The 20,730-nt window shown below is 58.5% G+C and carries 19 protein-coding genes; 11 read left to right on the forward strand and 8 right to left on the reverse strand.

Annotation, left to right across the window (positions count from 1 at the left end; genetic code table 11):
- Positions 1–158 precede the first annotated feature (158 nt).
- The 7 genes from L1P08_RS05430 (at position 159) to flaF (ending at position 5,794) form a co-directional block, all read left to right on the forward strand.
- On the forward strand, positions 159–1,280 hold the full coding sequence (locus L1P08_RS05430; protein ID WP_303618983.1) for a flagellar basal body P-ring protein FlgI: 1,122 nt from the start codon (positions 159–161) through the stop codon (positions 1,278–1,280).
- Positions 1,280–1,633, forward strand: coding sequence for a rod-binding protein (locus L1P08_RS05435; protein WP_303618984.1), 354 nt, complete (start codon positions 1,280–1,282; stop codon positions 1,631–1,633). The genes L1P08_RS05430 and L1P08_RS05435 overlap by 1 nt, the downstream gene beginning before the upstream one ends.
- A 2-nt stretch (positions 1,634–1,635) precedes the next feature.
- A complete protein-coding gene (locus L1P08_RS05440) occupies positions 1,636–2,106 on the forward strand; it encodes a hypothetical protein (protein WP_303618985.1) in 471 nt (156 codons plus the stop codon).
- A 157-nt stretch (positions 2,107–2,263) separates the two neighbouring features.
- Entirely contained in the window at positions 2,264–2,698 is a 435-nt protein-coding gene (locus L1P08_RS05445; protein ID WP_303618986.1) for a hypothetical protein, read from the forward strand.
- Positions 2,699–2,935: 237 nt separating this feature from the next.
- Entirely contained in the window at positions 2,936–4,873 is a 1,938-nt protein-coding gene (locus L1P08_RS05450) for a flagellin N-terminal helical domain-containing protein (protein ID WP_303618987.1), read from the forward strand.
- A gap of 167 nt (positions 4,874–5,040) precedes the next feature.
- Positions 5,041–5,460: a flagellar biosynthesis repressor FlbT gene (gene flbT / locus L1P08_RS05455; RefSeq protein WP_303618988.1), complete on the forward strand. Its 420-nt coding sequence runs from the start codon at positions 5,041–5,043 to the stop codon at positions 5,458–5,460.
- Positions 5,417–5,794 (forward strand): flagellar biosynthesis regulator FlaF, encoded by a 378-nt coding sequence (flaF, locus tag L1P08_RS05460; protein ID WP_303618989.1) that lies wholly within the window; start codon positions 5,417–5,419, stop codon positions 5,792–5,794. The genes flbT and flaF overlap by 44 nt, the downstream gene beginning before the upstream one ends.
- Positions 5,795–6,028: 234 nt before the next feature.
- Here the strand turns inward: flaF and L1P08_RS05465 are convergent, their stop codons facing one another.
- The 3 genes from L1P08_RS05465 to L1P08_RS05475 all read right to left on the reverse strand — a co-directional run bounded on the left by L1P08_RS05465 (position 6,029) and on the right by L1P08_RS05475 (position 11,574).
- Positions 6,029–7,879, reverse strand: coding sequence for a flagellin N-terminal helical domain-containing protein (locus L1P08_RS05465; protein ID WP_303618990.1), 1,851 nt, complete (start codon positions 7,877–7,879; stop codon positions 6,029–6,031).
- A gap of 10 nt (positions 7,880–7,889) precedes the next feature.
- Positions 7,890–9,737 (reverse strand): flagellar hook-associated protein FlgK, encoded by a 1,848-nt coding sequence (gene flgK / locus L1P08_RS05470; protein WP_303618991.1) that lies wholly within the window; start codon positions 9,735–9,737, stop codon positions 7,890–7,892.
- Between the two features lie 64 nt (positions 9,738–9,801).
- The gene (locus L1P08_RS05475) at positions 9,802–11,574 is read right to left on the reverse strand and encodes a flagellar hook protein FlgE (RefSeq protein WP_303618992.1); all 1,773 of its coding nucleotides are present in this window, start codon (positions 11,572–11,574) and stop codon (positions 9,802–9,804) included.
- A 260-nt stretch (positions 11,575–11,834) separates the two neighbouring features.
- On the opposite strand from L1P08_RS05475, the gene L1P08_RS05480 reads away from it, so the two are divergent.
- The 4 genes from L1P08_RS05480 (at position 11,835) to L1P08_RS05495 (ending at position 16,372) form a co-directional block, all read left to right on the forward strand.
- Positions 11,835–12,704 (forward strand): ATPase, encoded by an 870-nt coding sequence (locus L1P08_RS05480; protein WP_303618993.1) that lies wholly within the window; start codon positions 11,835–11,837, stop codon positions 12,702–12,704.
- A gap of 159 nt (positions 12,705–12,863) precedes the next feature.
- Positions 12,864–13,790: a homoserine O-succinyltransferase gene (locus tag L1P08_RS05485; RefSeq protein WP_303618994.1), complete on the forward strand. Its 927-nt coding sequence runs from the start codon at positions 12,864–12,866 to the stop codon at positions 13,788–13,790.
- A gap of 111 nt (positions 13,791–13,901) precedes the next feature.
- The gene (locus L1P08_RS05490; protein ID WP_303618995.1) at positions 13,902–15,359 is read left to right on the forward strand and encodes a YcjX family GTP-binding protein; all 1,458 of its coding nucleotides are present in this window, start codon (positions 13,902–13,904) and stop codon (positions 15,357–15,359) included.
- Positions 15,356–16,372 (forward strand): YcjF family protein, encoded by a 1,017-nt coding sequence (locus L1P08_RS05495; protein ID WP_303618996.1) that lies wholly within the window; start codon positions 15,356–15,358, stop codon positions 16,370–16,372. Before L1P08_RS05490 ends, L1P08_RS05495 begins: the two co-directional genes overlap by 4 nt.
- On the opposite strand, the gene L1P08_RS05500 is transcribed toward L1P08_RS05495, so the two are convergent.
- The 5 genes from L1P08_RS05500 to L1P08_RS05520 all read right to left on the reverse strand — a co-directional run bounded on the left by L1P08_RS05500 (position 16,369) and on the right by L1P08_RS05520 (position 20,700).
- A complete protein-coding gene (locus tag L1P08_RS05500; RefSeq protein ID WP_303618997.1) occupies positions 16,369–16,986 on the reverse strand; it encodes a LysE family translocator in 618 nt (205 codons plus the stop codon). The two genes, L1P08_RS05495 and L1P08_RS05500, sit on opposite strands and share 4 nt — an antisense overlap.
- A gap of 87 nt (positions 16,987–17,073) precedes the next feature.
- The gene (locus tag L1P08_RS05505; RefSeq protein ID WP_303618998.1) at positions 17,074–18,462 is read right to left on the reverse strand and encodes an alpha,alpha-trehalose-phosphate synthase (UDP-forming); all 1,389 of its coding nucleotides are present in this window, start codon (positions 18,460–18,462) and stop codon (positions 17,074–17,076) included.
- 96 nt (positions 18,463–18,558) lie between these two features.
- A complete protein-coding gene (gene otsB / locus L1P08_RS05510; protein ID WP_303618999.1) occupies positions 18,559–19,284 on the reverse strand; it encodes a trehalose-phosphatase in 726 nt (241 codons plus the stop codon).
- A 1-nt stretch (position 19,285) separates the two neighbouring features.
- Positions 19,286–19,618 (reverse strand): 2Fe-2S iron-sulfur cluster-binding protein, encoded by a 333-nt coding sequence (locus L1P08_RS05515; protein WP_303619000.1) that lies wholly within the window; start codon positions 19,616–19,618, stop codon positions 19,286–19,288.
- A 53-nt stretch (positions 19,619–19,671) separates the two neighbouring features.
- Positions 19,672–20,700 (reverse strand): NAD(P)/FAD-dependent oxidoreductase, encoded by a 1,029-nt coding sequence (locus L1P08_RS05520; protein WP_303619001.1) that lies wholly within the window; start codon positions 20,698–20,700, stop codon positions 19,672–19,674.
- Between the last annotated feature and the right edge of the window lie 30 nt (positions 20,701–20,730).

Below are 20,730 nucleotides of genomic sequence, written 5' to 3' on the forward strand. Positions count from 1 at the left end.
GCAGCAAAATAAAACATGAAAATCAGCGCCTTACCTATTCAAATTTTGGCCGGGCGCGAGGTTGGCACGCTTTTCGCTACTTGTTGGGCAGATTGCTAAACGCCCATGGGGATGGGCCAGCAGAATACGGGGAATGCATAATGGATGGCGCTTTTACAATGCGGCGAGTCGTCAGGCAGATATTACCTGCCCTGATCGCTTTGATCCTGACACTGACCTTAGGCACACAGGCCTTTGCGGCGGCGGCGCGGATCAAGGACATCGTCAATATCGAGGGCGTTCGCGACAATCAGCTGGTTGGTTATGGCCTTGTTGTGGGCCTCAATGGCACAGGCGACAGCCTCAATAACTCACCGTTCACCAAGCAAAGCCTTCAGGCCATGCTGGAACGGCTGGGTGTCAACACACGTGGCGAGACCGTACGGACGGCCAATGTGGCCGCGGTGATGGTGACCGCCAACCTGCCCGCCTTTGCCACCCAGGGCAGCCGCATGGATGTGTCCGTATCGGCACTCGGCGATGCCGACAGCCTTCAGGGCGGCACCCTCTTGGTCACGCCCCTGCTCGGCGCGGATGGTGAAGTCTACGCAATCGCGCAGGGTTCGGTGCTGATCAACGGGTTCAGCGTCAGCGGCGAAGCGGCGACCATCATTTCAGGTGTACCGACGACCGGCCGCATTTCCTCAGGCGCCTTGATTGAGCGAGAAATCGACTTCAAGCTGGGCGCGCAACGCAGCCTGCGCCTGGCCTTGCGCAACCCGGACCTGACAACAGCCCGGCGCATTGCGCTTGGAATCAATGATTTCATTGGCACAGCGACCGCCGTGCCTGAAGATCCGGCAACCGTGCGCGTGACCCTGCCGCGGAACTTCAATGGCAATATTGTCGATCTTCTGACCGATATCGAGCAATTGGTGGTGCAAACGGACCTGCCGGCCAAAATTGTTATCGACGAGAATTCCGGCATTATCGTCATGGGCAAGGATGTGCGGGTGGCAACTGTTGCCGTGGCGCAATCGAACTTGACCGTGACCATTGCCGAAACGCCGGAAGCGGTGCAGCCGGAACCCCTGTCTCTGGGTGAAACGGTGATATTGCCGCGTACGGACCTGAATGTGGAAAGTGCCGGCAGCAACCTCGCGCTGGTGCCTGAATCGGTGACGCTGCAGGAACTGGTGGATGGGCTCAATGCCCTCGGCATCGCGCCGCGTGACCTGATTGCCATATTGCAGGCGATCAAATCCGCCGGTGCGCTGCAAGCCGAAATCGAGGTGCTGTGATGGACGGCATGCTGCAAACGGCCAATCTCAACCTGCGCACCGAAGGCCGGCTGATCAACCCGGCGCGGTCGGACGAAACCAACCCGCTGCGTGCGAAGGCGGAAGAACTTGAAGGTGTGTTTCTCAACACCCTGGTTTCGCAGATGTTTTCCTCGCTCGACAGCCGCAACATGTTTGGCGGCGGGTTTGCCGAGGAAACCTGGCGCGGCATGCAGGCTGAACAATTCTCTTCGATGATGGCCCAGAATGGTGGCGTCGGGCTTGCCGACCAGATCATGGCTGACCTCATCGCCACACAGGAGGCGGCACAAAGCCGGCCCCAAGTTACACAACTGGTTCAGGGAGCTTACTGAAAATGACCACTGCCGCAGACCGTCTCGCACAGCTTGACCAGCTTCCTGCCGATGAATTGTGCGCCCGCGCCAATGCCACGCTGACGGCGCTGGTGGATGTGATGAACCAGGAAACGGTTCTGCTGCGCACCGGCCACACGCGGGAAGCCAGCGAGCTGAGCGCGGACAAGGGGCAACTGGCCCAGGATTATGTGGTGCTGGCTCGCGCCGTGCAGCGCCAGAGCCCGCGCCTTAACAATGAAGCGCCGGAACTGTTGACGCAATTGCGGGCGCATCACGAGAGCTTTGCCACGCAAATGGCTGAAAATCTGCGTGTTCTGGCCACCGCCAAGTCCCTGACTGAAACGCTGCTGACCGATGTGGCCAAGACGGTGGGCCAGACGGACAAGCCGCGCACCTATGGCGCGAATGGCGCGCTGCCGACGAGCCAGCCAATGGCGGCACGCGGCCTGTCTGTAAATAGAGCCTTGTAAAAATCGAACGAGGGAGCAACAACCCCCTCGCCCATTTCGATATTTAGAACTTTCTACTTATCTTGCATTTTAATCTAAATGCCCCACCCATTCTAACATCGACAGTATAGAGTGTGTGTAATCCTTCATCGATTATTCCGATAAAGGATTTAAGGTCATGAGTGCAAGAATTGCGCCGGAACCGATTAGCATAGGCATTACGATGGGCGCAGAATTCTCGCCCCGCGCAAGCCGTACCACACGCCCGATAGAGGCAATCGCCGCCAGCACGCCCGATCCGCAGCAAAGCCGCTCGGGCACACGAACGCTCGCTGATGGCGACAAGGCCCGTTCCGGCGAACGTCCGCCGGGCAAGGACCCCTCCATTCCGCCGCAAACCTTGTTTGATGCAGCGTTGATTGCGTCCGAGTTCAAGGCCAACACCAAGGTTGAGCTGCCCGATCCGGCCGACATAGAGGCCAGCGACACCGGGGCAACCGCGCGCGCAGACAGCTCTGACGTGGAATCGCGGGCTGCCGAGAGCAGAGAATCCGCGGAAGCCCGCGACACAGATTCAAGGGCGCAGGAAAGCGACTCGCCGGCAGCGGCCTGAGCTTTACCTCACCCCTTTCCGCGACCCTTTCTGTTTTGTTAACCAAGCCGGCGCGCGCTTCGCGCCGGCTTTGCCATGGAATCCCGGATTTTCGGCGTTTATTGCCTGAATATACAAGCAAAATCTGTTTGGAATTTCACTGCCCTATTAACTTTTCCTCAAAGACTGTCGGTCATATTTCGGCATCGCCTCAGGAAGAGGTGTTTTTATATTTGGACCCAGAATAGGAATTCTAAGATGGCCGATATTACCCTTTCGAAAGCAGTGCGTTCAAACCTGCTTAATCTTCAGAGCACAGCTGATCTGCTCGGTACCACGCAGGAGCGTTTGGCGACCGGTAAAAAAGTCAACTCGGCTCTCGACAATCCGACCAACTTTTTCACCGCTTCATCCCTGAACAGCCGCGCCAGCGACATGGGCTCTTTGCTCGATTCGATGGCCAATGGTATCCAGACGCTTGAAGCTGCTGATAACGGCCTGACCGCTATCACGAAGAACCTTGAATCCATGCAGTCCACGCTGACCCAGGCACGTCAGGACAAGTCGTTCCAGACCAAGTCCTTCATGCTTGATGCTGCTGCAAGCGGCAATCTTTCGTTTAGCGGCGGTGCCGTTGGCGAAACAGCCGTTGATATTGCACTGGATGGTGGTGCTGCTGCCAAAGCTGGTTCGCAAACCACAGGCGCATTCGAATCGTTCGCGATTGATGCTGGCGGTGCTGCGGGTACAGCCGGTACGGCATCGATCACCTATGCCGGTAGCGCGATCGCTTATGGCGCGGCTGATACCTCGACCTTCGCCATTGATGTCGATGGCAATGGTGCCCCCCAGACGATCACGATCAATCAGGCTGGCGTTCAGGCCGTTGGTAACGGTGACTCGACGATCGACAGCATTGATGAGCTGCAGGAAATCCTTGAGAATGCCTTCACTGCCGCTGGCGGTGCTGCTGCCAACCTCACTGTGGCGAATGACGGCACGACGATCACCATCACCTCGGGCACAACCGGCACAGACTCGATCGTTGCCATCAGCGCCTTTAATGGTGACGCTGACGGTGGCGCGGCGACCAACACGGGTTCTGGTATCGCGAATACCGCTGGTACAGCTGGTACCGATGACACGCGTGACTTGCTGACCTTCGACATTGCTGTTGACGGTGGTGCGGCTTCGTCAGTGACTATCGATGCGGCGCTTGTTGCCGGTGTTGGCAATAACGACCAGGTCATCGATGATATCGACGAGTACCAGGCCGTCGTTCAGGCAGCTCTCGATGCTGCTGGTGTCACCGGTGTAACGGTCTCGAATGATGGCACAGGCCTGAAATTCACGTCCGATACCAAAGGTGCAACGTCCGCTGTGGCAATCACCAACGTGAACGCAAATGATGGTGCCGCTGGTACCGCGTTTACGGCTGCTGATGCCGGTCTTGATGCCCTGACAACTGATGCTGGCGGTGCAACAGGTGGCGCACGTACAGTTGACGAACTGGTTGCGGCGATCAACGACAGCGCCAGCCTTGATGGCAAGATCCGTGCTTCCAACGATAACGGCAAGCTCCGCGTCGAAAACCTTTCGACCCAGACCCTGACTGTTACCGGCTACAATTCCACCAACTCCAAGCTGGACGGTGGCGCTGGTACAACGGAAATCGGTGGCAACACCCGTCGCGCCGATCTGGCAGCACAGTTCAACGAACTGCGCGATCAGCTCGACAAACTGGCGGATGACGCGTCGTTCAACGGTGTGAACCTTCTGCGTGGTGACAACCTGCAGCTGACCTTCAACGAAACCGGTACGTCTGAAATCAATATCCAGACCAAAGAAGGCAAGGCAATCAACTCTGCCAATCTCGGTGTCAGCACCACGCTGACCGCTGAAGAGCTTGACAGTGATGCGACGATCGACGGCTTCCTGGCTGATATCAAGGGCGCCCTGGGTTCGGTTCGTTCGCAGTCGTCTTCGTTCGGTTCCAACCTGTCGGTCGTTCAGAACCGTCAGGATTTCACCAAGAACATGATCAACACCCTCGAAACCGGTGCGTCGAACCTCACTCTCGCCGACACCAACGAGGAAGCAGCCAACCTTCTGGCTCTGCAGACACGTCAGCAGCTGTCCTCGACAGCCCTGTCGCTGGCTTCGCAGGCCGACCAGAACGTGCTGCGTCTGTTCTAATCGAACGCATAAGCAGTTTTATGGGAGGCGGGCTTCGGCCCGCCTCTTTTTTTATCCGGATACAAGATCGGACCGACAACCCCCTTCCCTGCAACAGCGGACTATCGCAAAGTAGGCGCAGAGGATTCGGAGACGGGCGCAGAAGCGCCAGAAACAGGACGAAGAACATGTCTTTAAAAGTCGAACTCAAACCCGGTGAACGCCTCGTCATAGGCGATTGCATCGTAACCAATTCCGATCAGCGCACACGCCTGTTTATCGATGGCAAGGCACCCATTTTGCGCGAAAAAGACATCCTGACAAAGGAGACCGCGAACTCCCCGGCAAAGCGGATATATTTTGCAGTACAGCTGATGTATCTGGATGCGGACATTGGGGCGGTTCAGAAAGATTATTTCAATCTAGTCAATGACTTAGTTAAAGCGGCACCCTCGACAATTGGCTTTATAGACCGAATTAATAACGAGATATTAACTGGATCCCTGTACAAAGCTTTGAGAGTAGCAAAAGAACTCATTCAGTACGAACAGGACCTTTTTGCAAATGCAGCATCAGGCAGCACAAGCCTACCAACAAGTAGCGCGTAACACAGTTAGCCCACGGGATCTGGAAGCAAATCTTCTGTCGAAGTCGGCAGCCAGCCTGCAGCGTATTCGTGACAATTGGGATGAGGAGCGCGGCGGATTGGGCGACGCGCTTTTGTACAATCGCAAGTTGTGGACCCTGTTCGTTGAATCCGTGACCAAGGACGACAATCCCCTCCCGGAAGCTATCCGCCAGAACGTCGCCAATCTCGGGCTGTTTGTGTTGAAGCAGACAGTTGAGACGCAGCTGGAGCCGGATGCGCAAAAACTGAATTCCCTGATCAATATCAACCGTGAAGTGGCCGCCGGCCTGCGCGGCAATAGTGGCGCTGAATAGCGCGACGCTTTTCAAGATAATCTGCCATTAAAAAAGGCCGTCACCTTGGTGACGGCCTTTTTGTTTGTGGCGATGACCAGATCAGGTTTTGATGGAAATACCTTTCGTCATCGCGAAGCGCTTAGCGCCGTGGCGATCCAGAGCCACGAGCGCTGGTGTCGTCCGCTCTGGTTTGCCGCGCGCCTTTGGCGCCCGCAATGACGGCAGCGCGATTCCGGGAAGGCCGGAAACGCGCTAGATGTAATTTACCAGACTGAGTTTGGAGATAATCGATGTGGTCTGGTAACTCGCCTCAAGACGGGTCTGCAGATTGAGCAGCTGCATGGCCACTTCTTCAATCGGCGCCTGTTCGATATCGGCCAGCATATTGTCGAGTTGCCCCGAATGCGTTGTGTGCCGGGCCTTGGCCTGACCGATCGTGCTTTCGGCAATGCCAAGATCGAGGCTGATCACAGCGATCGAGCCGGGCTGGTTGTTATTGCCTTCGGACAATTGCTTGACCTGGCGGCTGCGCATGGCCTCGTAGCGTTCCGGCGCGGCTTCATCACCTGCCGGATAGCTCTCGACTGACATCACCGCGAGCGAGCGCACCAGATTGACAATGCCGGTCTCATTCGCCTGAACGCCATAGCTGACCACGGTGCCATCATCGACGCTGGTCTGCACGGTCTGGCGCGCATTGCCGGCGCTGTCCTCGCCGCTATACCAGATCACTGTATCCGCGTCGGTTGCCGCAATCTGGGCGGTTGCCGTTTCGAAGGGCGGCCCATCAATCCGCATTGCGGTTCCGCCCTGGCCGGGGAAGAAATCATTGGCGGCGGCATAGACGGAGGCGGCTTCCAGTTCGGTCTTGCCGAAGCGTTCCAGCTCAGTATTCAGCGCCGCTTCAAAATTGGCGGCGGTTTCTTCCGGTGTCGCCCCGATCTGGAACTGACGATCAGCTGCGGGTGCGTTGGTTTTGGCCTCAAAGGTCAAGGTACGTTCCGAGCCATCGGGCAAGGTGACGCCGATCTTGACCACTTCACCTTCCACAGGCAGGCCGGTAAAGCGCATGCTCAGTGATGCGGGCGGGCCGCCGGCAGGTGGTGTGGCAACAATGGCATCGCTATCGGTCGACAGGGTGCTGAGCTTGAGACCAAACGGATGTGCGCCATCTTCGGCCAGGGTGACCGAGTTGGCGACCATGTTGCCATCAAGTGCGGCGCGGAAATTATCGGCCGTTGCGTCGGGCGTGCCGCCGATCTGGAATTCATTGGGGTTTGCGGGCACACCGGCGACAGCGGTGAAGACACGTGGTTCAACGGTGCCGTCGGGCTGGGTGACGTCAATGGTCACCGTGTCGCCATCGGCCACGCCTGCGCCAAACTGCACAGTGACTTCGACAGGCGCGCCTGCGGGGCCCACGATGGTGATCTCGGCGGCGTTGCTGGTGGCGGCGCCCGTAATCTGCTGACGGTTGGGGCTGAGCAGTGCATCCTCTTCCGTCAGGCTGACGGTATCGACGGCCGGCGCACCGGACGTGAGGCCGGCACGCGCTGTGACAACGCGGCCATGACCGTCAAGGCCCGCATCGGCCAGCTTGCGCTCGCTGGTGACCGTACGGAAGCCATCGCGACCGCCCACACCGTCCAGCAGCGCACTTGCCTGTTCAACAGGCGGGCTATCCGTATTGGTGCCGCCAAACAGGAAACGCCCATTCAAATCGGTGCGCAGAATGGTCATGACTTCGTCAAGCCGCGCATTGGCCAGGGACTGGGCGGTGACGATACCGGTACCGCCCTCGCCCGAACCGCCGGTCATTGCGGTTGAACGCGCATCGGCTTCGATTTCATCGAGGCGCGAGACGACATTGTTGAGAAAGTCGAGACGCAGGTCCACGGTCTGGATATTGGACTGATAGGCCTCCAGCTTGCCCTGACGGGCGCGGATGGTCATATCGTAGATGCGCTCAGAGCCCAGTTCGGACAGGCGTGAATAGCGCTCGCCGGTGGCCAGCTGCTGCTGGAGGTTATCCATGCGGCTCTGCATGTTGGCAATGGTGGCAAAGCCGCGGCTGACGGGAAAGAGTGCTTTCGAAACGTTCATCTCATCACTCCTAGATATTCATCAGATTGTCGATGAGTTCCTGCACCACCGACACGATGCGGGCGCTGGCGGCATAGGAATTCTGCAATTCCAGCAGGCGGGCCATTTCTTCATCGACATTGACGCCGTATTCGGCGTCGGTGCGGATGGTCACCGCCTCCAGCGCCAGGGCTGCGGCATTCTCGTTGCTGTTTGCCGAGGTGATGGAATTGCCCTGATAATTCATCATCTGGGAAATCATGTTCTGCACACCGCCGGCCAGACGGAAATTGCCGCGGTCCGCCGCAGTGGCATTGGTTGCGGTAAAGGTGGATTTCTGCAAACCATCCAGCAGGTGCTGGGCGCGGGCGGGATCCCCAAGTGACGTCCCGCTATCGTATTTCACCAGCAGGCTGTTGTCGTTGACAATGGCGGTGTTGATATTGATGCGGCCAGCAAAGCCCAGCTTCTGCGTATCGCCATCGAGACTGTTGGTGAAGCCGGCATTGTTGGCATCCGTGAACAGGGAGATGGCCAGCGTACCGTTCTGATTGCCGGTGGCGGTGGTGCGGCTGCTCAACCCGGTGATGTCAGATGTGTTGCCCAGACCGTCGTCAACAATTTCCAGAGTGGTGCCGCCGGGGCTGGATACGTTGATCGCTGGCCCAAGGGCTGCATCGAGTGCGGTGGCGACAGCACCGATGCCGCCGCTGAAATCCAGACCAAGGACACGCTCGCCATTCGGACCGGTGGTATCCATGGGCAGTTTCGAGGGATCATCGACCCGCACCACGCGAACGGTCTGTGCCGTGCCGTTGACGGTGTAGGAGACGGTGAAGTCATTGCCCTTTTGTACATTTGCCAGATCGAGACTAAAGCCGTCTGGCGGGCCTGCAATCGCCGTGCCTTCGGTGGTCACAGTCGAAAGCGACTGCGCCAGGCCCGAGGCGATCTCGTCGAGCTGACCCTGCATTTCGACAAGCAGGTCATCCCGCAGATCAAGAAGCCCGCCCAGACGGCCGGACTGGATGATCCCCTGCTCCACCAGATCAAGGCGCAGGCCAGAGGGGGTTGTGGCGTAGAGATTGCCGACGCCATTCTTGGTGTCATCAATATTGGAGAGCGAACCGGCATTGATGCCGCCGACGCCCTGGAATTCAAATACTGTCGCGCCATTGTCCAGCAGGCCAAGACCGGTGCTGGTCATGATGGCAACGGTGTCATCGGGGCGGTAGACAACATTGGTGTCGATCAGTTCGGAGATCGAGGCAACCAGTCGGTCACGCTCATCCAGAAGCGCGGCGCGCGACGTGGCGTCACCTGTCTGATCGGACAGGGAATTATTGATCTTGGCCAGCGACTGCAATGAGCGGTTCAACTCGGTCACATGGGTTGATATCTGGTTTTCAGCTTCCTGCCGCAGGCCCTGCACCGACGCTGTGAGACTGTTCAGCTTGGAGGCGAGCAATTGCGCGCTGGAGACGACTTCGCTGCGCGCGGTATAATCGTCGGGGCTGGTCACCATGGCCTGCATGGCGTTTTCAAAATTCTGGTAAAGGCTGTTCAGCGATGTATCGTCGCCGGGCTTGCCCAGCTGTGTCTCGATCCGCGACAGGAAATCGGCCTTCACGTTGGCATTGCCGATATTGGACAATTCCTGGTTGTAGAGCCGCTGCAAGGATTCCGTGAAGGCCCGGTCAACACTGGCAAGGCGGGCATAGGCGCTTGAGCCATTGCCCATTTCCTCGGCGATATTGACCGACTGCCGGTGATAGCCCGGCGTGCCGGCATTGGCGACATTGCGCGAGAGGACTTCAAGACCCTTTTGGGTCGTGTGCATACCCGAAAGCGCATTTGACAGTGATACACTAAGACCCATTATGCGGGCTCCTTACCGGGAACAGCCGGGCACACAATGCGCCCGGCTTAATCTTGCGCGCCAACTAGCGAACCATGTTCAGGGCTTCTTGCAGCATGTCGTTGGAGGTCGACACGATGCGTGTGCCAGCGGCATAAGCCTGCTGGGTCACGATGAGCTTGGTGAATTCCTCGGAAATATCGGTATTCGAGGATTCAAGCGAACCGCCGATAATGCCGCTGCCATTGTCGAGAATGGCTTCCCCGGATTCAGAGGTCGCCGCGAACAGACCGCCATCCATGCGCTTGAGCGAATTGGGCGAGTTGAAATTCGCCACAACCACCGCTGCAAGCTCGATCTGCTGCCCGTTGGTATAGGAGGCCACGACGCGTCCAGCATCATTGATGGTGACAGAGATGAACTCACCCGCGGCGTAACCGTTCTGGCTGAGCTGGGTCACCTTGGCGGTGCCATTGGCATTGGCGAACTGGGTTACACCGCCGGTATTGTGCTGGATGGTCACTTCGCCGATATCAATACCATTCACCTGAAGGTTGGGAATGGTGATGCTGGGGATGTTCGGATCGAGCGAACCTGCGGCATTGAACTCGTAATCCGTGCCGGCATTGCGCCACATCGGATCCGTGCCGGATGCGTTGCCGTCTTCCAGATAGAACAGGTTCCAGCGGTCAACACCGCCATTGACCTCGCTGGCCACCTTGGCCCAACGCAACTGCACGTTTACCGGTGAGCCGTTTTCAGCAAATACGGTGATCGCGCCGCCGGCGATGGAGTTGGAGAGGAAATCATCACTGTCATCCGCGTTGATCGCCGCAACCTGATTAAGGTAGGATTGATCAATGGGATTGAAAGGCCCGGCGGCAAAGCCCGCCGAGGCCGGACCACCGGTGCCGCCAATCGTCAATGAATCGGTGGTGTTGGCACCCAGTGTGACTTCCATTGCGCCGCCGTTAAGACCAACTGTTGCCGAAGCGAAATCACCGCCGAGCGCTTGCAAATCAGCCTCGATGGACGCCAGCAGCCCGGTCAGTGTGTCATTGGGCGCCAGATCAGTGTCGAAGGTCACATCGGCACCCGCAACCGCTGCACCGGTATCGTCGAAGCCATAAGTGCGCGTGACACCGCCGACGGTGAAGCTGAGCGTCTGACCATTGGCGAAAATGGTGTTGGGCACGTCAGCACCAGCGAAGGTGTTTATGCCGCCTGTGGCTGTTGCCGGCACGTCAGCTGGCAAAGCCATGTAATCAGCGGGATCGAGCAGTTCACTGCCCGGCAGCGCTGAATCATAGCCTGCGTTCTTTGGCAGCTGCGGCAGGTTGAGCTGATAATCGAGGCGATTGGTGGGCTGCGCGGGCAGAAACGCGTTGGACAGCTTGATCACCTGTGGCACGGAACCGGAAATATTGCCGGTCGCGGCATCAATGGGCAGACCCTTGAGGTAATAGCCAGCGCCGTTGACCAGATAACCTTCCTTGTCGACATCGAAGTCACCGCGGCGAGTGTAGTAGCTGGCGCCACCGAAAACGGCTGTACCGTCGTTCTGGCCCACTTTTTCCTCAACAACGAAAAAGCCCGAACCGTTCAGCGCCATATAGGTGTCGACGGAGGACGAAATAACATCGCCCTTGTCGTTATTGGTACTGCGCGATTGCGCGATCACCGCGCCGGGCACCTGGGATTTCACCGGCGCATCCGGAATGAGATCGACAAAGGTCGTCTCGATCCGCTTGTAGCCCGTTGTTTGCGAATTCGCGATGTTGCCCGAGATGTTCTCGAGCGCGAAAGACTGAGCGCGAAGCCCACTTACTGCCGTGGCAAGAGCACCATAAATACCCATTCAACTCTCCATTTGCCCCAAGCGCTTTTCACGCCATTTTCGACAAACAGATCGCAAGGACCGTGCCAAACTTGTAACTTGCTGAAAAACAAGGATATTAAGTCTGAATTAACGATCTGGACCTGGGTAAAAGCGGAATCTATTACCCGCAAAGCGGCAAATTCTGCCGCCCGGGCGCTGCTTGCTTGTGCGCGCGGGGGACATAAGTTAAACGCAAAGCGTGCGGGAGCAGGCCCGCTGACATGAAAAAGTGACGCGATATGCTTTTTGACGACGCAAACCAGTTTGTTGAACGCCCCGGACACGCCATCACCGTGTTCGGCATGGCCGGTGTGGGCAAAACCCGGCTGTCGGCGCTGTTGCGCGCGCATAAATGGTTTCACTTCTCGGTCGATTATCGCATCGGCACGCGGCATATGGGCGAATTCATTGTCGACAATTTCAAGCGCGAGGCGATGAAGGTGCCGTTTTTGCGGGACCTGTTGATTTCGGACTCCATCTATCTGTCCTCCAATATCACCTTTGATAATCTGGAGCCGCTCTCGACCTATCTCGGCACACCGGGCAATCCGGCGCTGGGGGGCTTGCCGCTGGCTGAATATCAGCACCGGCAGGAACAGCACCGGGTGGCGGAAATTCATGCGCTGAACGATGTGCCCTATTTTATTGAACGGGCGCAGGCGCTTTATGGCTATTCCGATTTCATCGCCGATACGGGTGGTTCGCTGATTGAAGTGATTGACCCGGACAATCCCGATGACGAAGTGATCCGCACGCTCGCTGCAAACACGGCCCTGTTGTATATTCGCGGCACGGAAGACGACGCGGACAAACTGATCCAGCGCTTCAAGAAGGCACCGAAGCCGATGTATTATCAGCCTGCATTTCTGGTCAGGAAATGGGCTGAGTACAAGCAGGCGCATGGTATCACCAAGGATGACGATGTTGATCCGGCGGGTTTTGCCGTCTGGGGGTTTGAAGCGCTCCTGCATGACCGGCTGCCGCGTTATCAAGCGCTGGCGGACCGTTATGGCTACACAGTTGATGCGGCCGATATTGCCAGCGTGCGCGACGGGGCTGACTTTATGGACCTGATGCGCAAGGCGATTTCGGCCCGCAAGGGCATGTGATGCCCTCATGGGCGCCTGGATGCATTTCGGATGCATCAGGCTCCATGAGGGTTTGGAACATGATTTCATGCGTTCATGCCGCCACGCGCTGCGCCTTCTGGCCCCTTTCATGGGCCGGCGCACCACCAGGGCGGCGCAAAACCGGAAAGATCCAGCACTATGCCTATTCGTATTCCAAATGACCTGCCTGCCCGCGCTATTCTTGAGAAAGAAGGCGTGGCCGTTATGGATTCCACCCGTGCCGAGCGGCAGGATATTCGCCCGCTTCAGGTAGGCCTGCTCAACCTGATGCCCAACAAGCAAAGTACGGAAACCCAGTTTGCCCGACTGATTGCCTCGACGCCCCTGCAGATCGATCTGACGCTGATCCGGATTTCCGACCATCAATCGAAAAATACGTCCGAGGATTATCTCAACTCGTTCTATTCGCGCTGGGAAGATGTGCGGGAGCGCAAGTTTGACGGGTTCATCGTGACCGGCGCGCCGATTGCACATTTGCCGTTTGAAGAAGTGCGGTATTGGCCTGAAATGCTCGACATCATGAACTGGACGCGCACCAATGTGCATTCGCCCATGTTCATCTGCTGGGGTGTGCAGGCGGCACTCTATCACTTCTACGGGGTCAAGCGGCAGCGGCGCGACGACAAGGCCGTAGGCGTTTACCGGCACCAGAACAAGGCACCACACTCGCCCTATCTGCGCGGGTTCTCGGATGATTTTGCCATTCCGGTGAGCCGCTATAATGATATCGACCGCGAAACGCTGCCCAGGGATGGGTCGCTCGATATTCTGATTGATAGCGATGAGGTGGGGATTTGCATGCTGGAGGACAAGCGCCACCGCACGATCTTCATGCTCAACCATTTTGAGTATGACGCGACCTCACTGGGGGATGAATACAAGCGGGACGCAAAAGCGGGACTGAACCCGGCTTTGCCCGCCCATTATTTTCCCGATGACGATCCTAACAAAAAGCCGCTCAATACGTGGCGCGCCTCGGCGCATCTGTTTTTCCAGAACTGGATCAACGAGATGTACCAGACAACGCCGTTCGATATTGATGCGATCGGCACTGCCGGGGAATAGAACCCGCCGGGCGGACCGATGTGCAGGCGGTCCGCCCGGGCTACCCTGCCGGTATGGCTTGCAATTTCGCCCCTGATCCCTACCTTCAGTTAAGTTCAGACAGGGATTTTCATGGCGCAGCCCCCAGCCAATATTGTTGATGAGGTCGGCATTGCGCTCGGCAATCTGGGTGATGCCGCCACCGGCATGTTCACCCCGACGCTGCGCCTCGGCGTTACCGGGCTTTCACGCGCCGGCAAGACGATTTTCATCACTGCGCTGATCCACAATCTTTTGACCAATAGCCGCATGCCCGGTTTCGGCCCGCTGGCGGATGGGCGGTTGATCGGGGCGCAATTGACGGAACATCCCGACCGGGGCATGCCGCGCTTTGCCTATGAACAGCATCTGGCGGCATTGACCGGGAAAGAACCGCACTGGCCTGAAAGCACAAGGCGGATTTCGCAAATCCGGGTGACGCTGAAATTTCAAAGCGGCAACTGGCTGACCGGCATGCTAGGGACAAGCCAGCTCAATCTCGATATTGTCGATTATCCGGGCGAATGGCTGCTCGATCTGCCGCTCCTCTCGCTGAGTTTTGCTGAATGGTCGGAACAGGCGCTGGCCCGTGCCCGCAGGGCTGGTTCGGCGGAGGATGCCAAGCCGTTTCTTGAGGCGCTGGCTTCAATCGACAGTGCCAAACCGGCGCTCGACACGGATGCGGAGCTGCTGGCGAGCACCTTTACCCAATATCTGCGCGCCAGCCGCCATGATGGGCGCGCCCTTTCCACCCTGCCGCCGGGGCGGTTTTTGCTGCCCGGCGATATGGAGGGGTCGCCCGCCCTCACCTTTGCGCCGCTGCCGACGCCGGATCAGGCGCAAAAGCACAATAGTCTCTATGCCATGCTGGAACGGCGCTATGAGGCCTATAAGAGCCTTCTGGTGCGGCCTTTCTTTCGGGACCACTTTGCCCGGCTGGACCGGCAAATCGTCTTGGTGGACGCTCTGAGGGCCCTGAATGCCGGCCCTGAGGCCGTGGCTGACCTCGAAACGGCGCTGACCGACGTGCTGGCATGTTTCCGGGCCGGGTCGCCCAATCCGTTTATCCAGCTCATTGCAAGACGGATCGACCGGATCCTGTTTGCCGCGACCAAGGCCGATCATTTGCATCACGCCTCCCATGACCGGCTGGAAGCGGTGCTGAACCGGCTGGTAGCCAATGCGGCGCGGCGGGCGAAATTTGTCGGCGCTGAAACACGCTCGCTGGCGCTGGCCTCGATCCGGGCCACGTCCGAGGATGTGATCGAAGAGAATGGCGAAAAGCTTGATGTCATTGTCGGCACGCCGGAAAAGGGTGAACGGCTGGGTGATGAAGTTTACGATGGCAAAACGGAAATTGCCCTTTTCCCCGGCGACTTGCCGGAAAAGGCCGAAACAGTGCTGCAGCCAGACGGCGAACCGGTTGACCTGAACTTCATGCGCTTCATGCCGCCGCAAAAGCTGGCCAGAACTGAACATGGCGACCCCATTCTGCCCTATATCCGGCTCGACCGCGCCCTCGATTTTCTGCTTGGAGACTGGCTGAAATGAAAAAGCCCATGGCCCGCCCGACCCAGGCAAAAACATCGACCAGCGAGACCGTGCGCACGCCGCGCGTTTTCACGCCCAAGCCGAACACGGAAATCATCGAGACCTTCAGCGAAGAAGATGCGGTTGATTTGACCCCGACGCCGCAGCGCAAGCGGGGCCGCTGGTTGCGACGGATCCTGTTCACCACGGCCGGTATTCTGGTGTCGCTGGGGCTGGGGCTCGCGGCCGAACAGCTGATCCGCGATCTGTTTGCCCGCTATGAATGGCTGGGTTGGGCCGGCATGGTCGCGCTGGTGCTGTTTGTTCTGGCAGTGATCGCCCTGATTGTGCGCGAGATCACCGCCTTGTTGCGCTTGCGCAGCCTCAACGCCATGCGGGCGGAAGCTGCGGCGGTATTGATCAGTGACAAGGGTGATGATGGGCGCAAACTGATCGGCGAACTTGAAATGCTTTATGCGACGCGAGCTGATCTGGCGCGGCCACGGGCGGCGCTGGATGCTGATGCAAAGGCGCTGCTGGACGGAAGCGATATGGTGCACATGGCCGAACGGGCATTGATGGGGCCGCTTGACGCCCGCGCCAAAGCCCTCACCGCAGCCTCTGCCCGGCGCGTTGCCATTGTCACGGCGATTTCACCGCGTGCTCTCGTCGATATTGCCTTTGTCGGCTATGAGAGCTTCAAGCTGGCGCGCGGCATTGCCGAACTTTATGGGGCGCGGCCGGGCCTGTTTGGTGCCTGGCGGCTGGCGGGGGCCATTCTGGGCCATCTGGCGGTGACCGGTGGGGTGGCGCTGGGTGACAGCGTGGTGCAGCAGCTGGTGGGGCATGGACTTGCGGCCAAGGTATCTGCCCGGCTGGGCGAAGGACTGGTCAACGGGTTGATGACCGTCCGGGTTGGTATCGCGGCGATGCGCGTGACCCGCCCCCTGCCCTTTTCGGCGCTCAAGCAACCGGTTGTGATGGATTTTATGACCGATCTGGCAAATATCGCCAGCAAGGGCGGCAAGACCTAGCCTTCGCGGATAACGATGAAAGCGGCAGCGCTTGCCATGGCCGTGGCAGCGCCCCGGTTAAGCAGCCGCAAGGCGCGCGGATTGCGCAGGAATGCGCGGGCGCGGCTGGCCAGCGCGATATAAGGGATGACCACAAGATAGAGGACGATCACCGTCAATACCGCCAATATCAGATAGCTTTGCAGGGTGACGGTGGTCAGATCGATGACGCTGGGCAGCAGGGCCATATAAAAAATAATGGTTTTGGGATTGCCCATGGTCACGGAAAATCCGGCGGTGAAGGAAGACAAGAACCCCGCGCCCTGCCCTGCGTGCATTTTTTCCGGATCGATGCCCGCACGCCAGAAATTCCAGGCCAGCCAGAGCAGATAGGCGGCACCGGCGAATTTCACCACGACAAAAAAGCCGGAGAACAGTGCGGCGATGGCCGAGAGCCCGAGGACGGCAAAGGTGAGATAGGTCAGATCACCCAGCACCAGCCCGTTCATGAAATAGAAGGCCGGCCGGAACCCGGAGCCGAGCGCCTTGCCGACACTGGCCGCAATGCCGGGACCGGGAATGGCCGCGGCAATTCCAAGGGCAATTACATAGGGCAAAAATTCAATCAGGCTCATGGCGAAGCATCCCGTTTGCCGGGAAGATGATCCTGAGTTCCGCCTAAATCAAGAGGGATTTTTACCCCCTGTTTCGGCTTCTGCTTTTCATGCTGCCGACCGGTTTGCGTTATCAGCTGAAGCGGCAAGCTGATCGAGGAAGTCGCGGGCCCAATTGTCCACCGAGCGCTTTTGCACGGTTTGCATCAGCGCCGTCCAGCGCTCGCGCCGTTCGGCGAGGGACATGCACAAGGCTGCATGCATGGCTTGCGCTGTTTCTTCAACGTCATGCGGGTTGACCTGCAAGGCCTCGGGAAACAATTCTGCGGCGCCGGCAAAGCGTGACAAGACGACCACGCCGGGGTCCTCTGGGTCCTGACAGGCGATATATTCGTGGGCAACGAGATTCATGCCATCGCGTAACGGGGTGACCAGGGCCACGCGCGCCACCCGGTAGAGGCCGGCAAGTGTCGATTGCGGATAGGCGCGTTTGACATAGTTGAGCGGGCTCCAGTCCGGCTCGGCATAATTTCCCATCAACCGGCCACAGGCGATATCCAGCTGATCGCTGATATTCTGGTATTCGGCGATGCTGTCGCGCGAGACCGGCGCGATCTGGAGCATGTGCACACGCCGCCGCCAATCCGGGAAGGTTTCGAGCAGATATTCATAAGCGGCAATCCGCTCGGGCAGGCCCTTTGTATAGTCGAGCCGGTCGACGCCGAGAATGATATCGCGCCCGGCGGTGGCTTTCGTCACCAGCCGGCCGGTGCGTTCTGCATCGACCTCTTCCACCAGCGCGCCAAACGCCTCGGGATCTGTGCCGATGGGGAAAGCCTGGATGGTGTGCAAATCCTTGGAGGGACGCGGGTTATTGAGATCCGAGACCGATGGCAGGCTGGAGCAGGAAAGCAGCTCGTGCAGCTTTTCCACGTCGCGCTCGGCCTGCAGGCCAACCAGATCATAATCGGCGAGACAGGCCAGCAATTCGCCATGATGGGGGATGGCCGAAAAAATTTCAGGTCCGGGCATGGGGATGTGCAGGAAAAAGCCGATCTTGTTTTTGACGCCAAGGCGACGCAATTCCTGCCCCAAGGGGATCAGGTGATAATCGTGCACCCAGATGACATGATCTTCAGTGATTTCGGCGGCCAGCGCCTCGGCGAAAGCCCGGTTGACGCCTAAATAGGCCTCAAACTGGCCCGGCTCGATGGTGACCAAATCCAGCCGATGATGGAAAGCGGGCCAGAGCACTGAATTGGAATAGCCCTCGTAATAGCCATGATGGGCTTCACGCGAGAGCGGAATGGTGCCAACGGACAAGCCGTCAATATCTTCAAAACTGGCAGCGGCGGGGGGTGTTTCGGAAAATTCTCCGGACCAACCGAACCAGAAGCCGTCCTGCGCGCTCAGGACCTTTTTCAGGGCGACCGCCAAACCTCCCGCTGCGGCTTCTTTGCCGGGGGTACGATTGGAGACGACGACAAGCGGTTTCATGTTGGTTTGGCCTTTCGGTTTCCTCCCGAACCCCTCCCAGCGAACATTGTCGGCACGTTATCTCGCCGCCAAGTGTCGCCTTAAGGGATCGTTATGTCAAACGCGAGAAGCGGCCAGATAGTTCCACACATCCTGCGGATTAGTGAGGCGATAGCGGGCAATGCTGCTCCCCTCGCCTATTTTAATGCCGTAACCGCCATGTTTTTCAGCGGCCTGCATGCCATCCTCGTCGGTGCGGTCATCGCCGATAAAGACCGGCACCCGCCCCTTGAAGGGCGCTTCCTGCATGAAGGCATCAACGGCACTGGCTTTTGAAAATCCGGCGAATCTGGCTTCAACAATCATCTTGCCGATGATGACTTCCCAGCCGGGATAAACGGCCACCACGCGCTGCATGACGGCAATGCACTCAGCCTCAAGCGCTGGCGCGCCCCGATAATGCAGCGCGGCGGACCAGGGCTTGTCCTCGAACAGCAAACCGGGCTGCGTGCCGATTTCCGCTGCGACGCCGGCGATGATTTCCGCCGCTACCCGGCCGATTTCGGGGTCGGGTGCTGCGATGGAGCCATCGGCCCGCCGCCGCTCGACGCCGTGGCTGCCCGAGCCCGGCGCCACAAGCGGATGCAGATATCTGGTGACGTCATCCAGCGTGCGGCCCGAGACAATAGCCAGCGCCCCGCCAAGCGCATCAGCTGTTTCCGCCAGTATGCCGGGCAGGTGATCCGGCACAACAACCGAATCCGGCGTTGGCGCAATCTCGACCAGCGTCCCGTCGAAATCGAGGAACAGCGCCAGATCGGACGTGAGCCTTGGGGGTATCAAATCAGGCGGCCTGCTCGTCCTTGGCCGCAGAGGCGGCGAGTGTGATCTTCAGGCCATCGAGATCATCGGACATCAGGATCTGGCAGGACAGGCGGGAATTGTCTTCCACATCGCCCACCGTATCGAGCATGTCCTCTTCCTCGTCGGTGGCGGGCGCGAGCTTTTGCAACCAGTCGGGATCAACATAGACATGGCAGGTGGCGCAGGCGCATGAGCCGCCGCATTCAGCCTTGATATTCAAATCCCAGTCACGAATGACTTCCATCACCCGCCAGCCTTCGAGCGCTTCCAGCTCGTGCTGTTTGCCGTCTTGGTCGGTTACATGGATCTTCATGGGCCTGCTCTTTGCGGTTAATGTGCCGGGCCCGAAGGCCCGGCGGATTAGCATCAGACGACGCCGAGTTTCTTTTGCAGCTTGGTCGAGGAGGTTGTGTACTGGAACACCACCCGTTCGCCCGGATTCACAATCCGCTTGGCAGCTTGCGCCATCAAGGCACCTTCATGGAAGCCCGAAAGGATGAGCTTCAGCTTGCCGGGATAATGGTTGATATCGCCAATGGCGAAAATGCCGGGAATGCTGGTGGAGAATTCTTCGGTGTCGACAGCAATCAGGTTGTCATTGAGTTCCAGACCCCAATCGGCGACGGGGCCGAGTTTCATTGTCAGCCCGAAGAAAGGCAGCAGCCGCGTGGCGGGTACGCTGATTTCGCCATCGGCGGTTTTCAGCCGCACGGCGGACAATTGCCCGTTCTCGCCGTCCAATCCAGCGATCTGGCCGATTTTCAGGTCAACCTCGCCCTTGGCGACCAGCGCCCGCATTTCATTGACAGAGGCCGGTGCGGCGCGGAAATCGTCGCGGCGATGCACGAGGGTCACGGATTTGGCGAGAGGCGCGAGATTGAGCGTCCAGTCGAGCGCGCTGTCGCCGCCACCAACGATCACCAGATCCTCGCCCCGGAAGGCCTCCATCTGCCGGACCGAATAAAAGACTGATTTGCCTTCATATTCCTCAATACCAGGCACGGGCGGACGCTTGGGCTGGAAGGAACCACCCCCGGCGGCCACAACCACAACCTTGGTCAGGAACACCTCATCGGCATCCGTGACCAGACGGAAGCTGCCATCTTCCAGCTTTTCGATGGAATTGACCATGCGGTTGAAATGGAATTCAGGCCCGAAGGGTTCAATCTGCTGCATGAGATTGTCGGTCAGCGCCTGCCCTGTCACCACCGGAAAACCGGGAATGTCATAGATCGGCTTTTCCGGATACAGCTCGGCACATTGCCCGCCGGGCCGATCGAGAATGTCGATCAGATGGCATTTCAGGTCCAATAGCCCAAGCTCGAATACGGCAAAAAGGCCCACCGGCCCTGCGCCAATAACAACCACATCGGTGACGATTTCGTTTCCGCTCATTATCTACTCTGAATTGTTTCTTTAAAGGGC

It is taken from the genome of Mariluticola halotolerans, assembly GCF_021611515.1.
Taxonomy (GTDB): Bacteria; Pseudomonadota; Alphaproteobacteria; order Rhizobiales; family Devosiaceae; genus Mariluticola; species Mariluticola halotolerans.

What these genes read in the sequence shown, in the direction of transcription:
- L1P08_RS05430 (WP_303618983.1), top strand. Translation starts at nt 159, where the DNA reads ATGCGGCGAGTCGTCAGGCAGATATTACCTGCCCTGATCGCTTTGATC.
- L1P08_RS05435 (WP_303618984.1), top strand. Translation starts at nt 1,280, where the DNA reads ATGGACGGCATGCTGCAAACGGCCAATCTCAACCTGCGCACCGAAGGC.
- L1P08_RS05440 (WP_303618985.1), top strand. Translation starts at nt 1,636, where the DNA reads ATGACCACTGCCGCAGACCGTCTCGCACAGCTTGACCAGCTTCCTGCC.
- L1P08_RS05445 (WP_303618986.1), top strand. Translation starts at nt 2,264, where the DNA reads ATGAGTGCAAGAATTGCGCCGGAACCGATTAGCATAGGCATTACGATG.
- L1P08_RS05450 (WP_303618987.1), top strand. Translation starts at nt 2,936, where the DNA reads ATGGCCGATATTACCCTTTCGAAAGCAGTGCGTTCAAACCTGCTTAAT.
- flbT (WP_303618988.1), top strand. Translation starts at nt 5,041, where the DNA reads ATGTCTTTAAAAGTCGAACTCAAACCCGGTGAACGCCTCGTCATAGGC.
- flaF (WP_303618989.1), top strand. Translation starts at nt 5,417, where the DNA reads ATGCAGCATCAGGCAGCACAAGCCTACCAACAAGTAGCGCGTAACACA.
- L1P08_RS05465 (WP_303618990.1), bottom strand. Translation starts at nt 7,879, where the DNA reads ATGAACGTTTCGAAAGCACTCTTTCCCGTCAGCCGCGGCTTTGCCACC.
- flgK (WP_303618991.1), bottom strand. Translation starts at nt 9,737, where the DNA reads ATGGGTCTTAGTGTATCACTGTCAAATGCGCTTTCGGGTATGCACACG.
- L1P08_RS05475 (WP_303618992.1), bottom strand. Translation starts at nt 11,574, where the DNA reads ATGGGTATTTATGGTGCTCTTGCCACGGCAGTAAGTGGGCTTCGCGCT.
- L1P08_RS05480 (WP_303618993.1), top strand. Translation starts at nt 11,835, where the DNA reads ATGCTTTTTGACGACGCAAACCAGTTTGTTGAACGCCCCGGACACGCC.
- L1P08_RS05485 (WP_303618994.1), top strand. Translation starts at nt 12,864, where the DNA reads ATGCCTATTCGTATTCCAAATGACCTGCCTGCCCGCGCTATTCTTGAG.
- L1P08_RS05490 (WP_303618995.1), top strand. Translation starts at nt 13,902, where the DNA reads ATGGCGCAGCCCCCAGCCAATATTGTTGATGAGGTCGGCATTGCGCTC.
- L1P08_RS05495 (WP_303618996.1), top strand. Translation starts at nt 15,356, where the DNA reads ATGAAAAAGCCCATGGCCCGCCCGACCCAGGCAAAAACATCGACCAGC.
- L1P08_RS05500 (WP_303618997.1), bottom strand. Translation starts at nt 16,986, where the DNA reads ATGAGCCTGATTGAATTTTTGCCCTATGTAATTGCCCTTGGAATTGCC.
- L1P08_RS05505 (WP_303618998.1), bottom strand. Translation starts at nt 18,462, where the DNA reads ATGAAACCGCTTGTCGTCGTCTCCAATCGTACCCCCGGCAAAGAAGCC.
- L1P08_RS05515 (WP_303619000.1), bottom strand. Translation starts at nt 19,618, where the DNA reads ATGAAGATCCATGTAACCGACCAAGACGGCAAACAGCACGAGCTGGAA.
- L1P08_RS05520 (WP_303619001.1), bottom strand. Translation starts at nt 20,700, where the DNA reads ATGAGCGGAAACGAAATCGTCACCGATGTGGTTGTTATTGGCGCAGGG.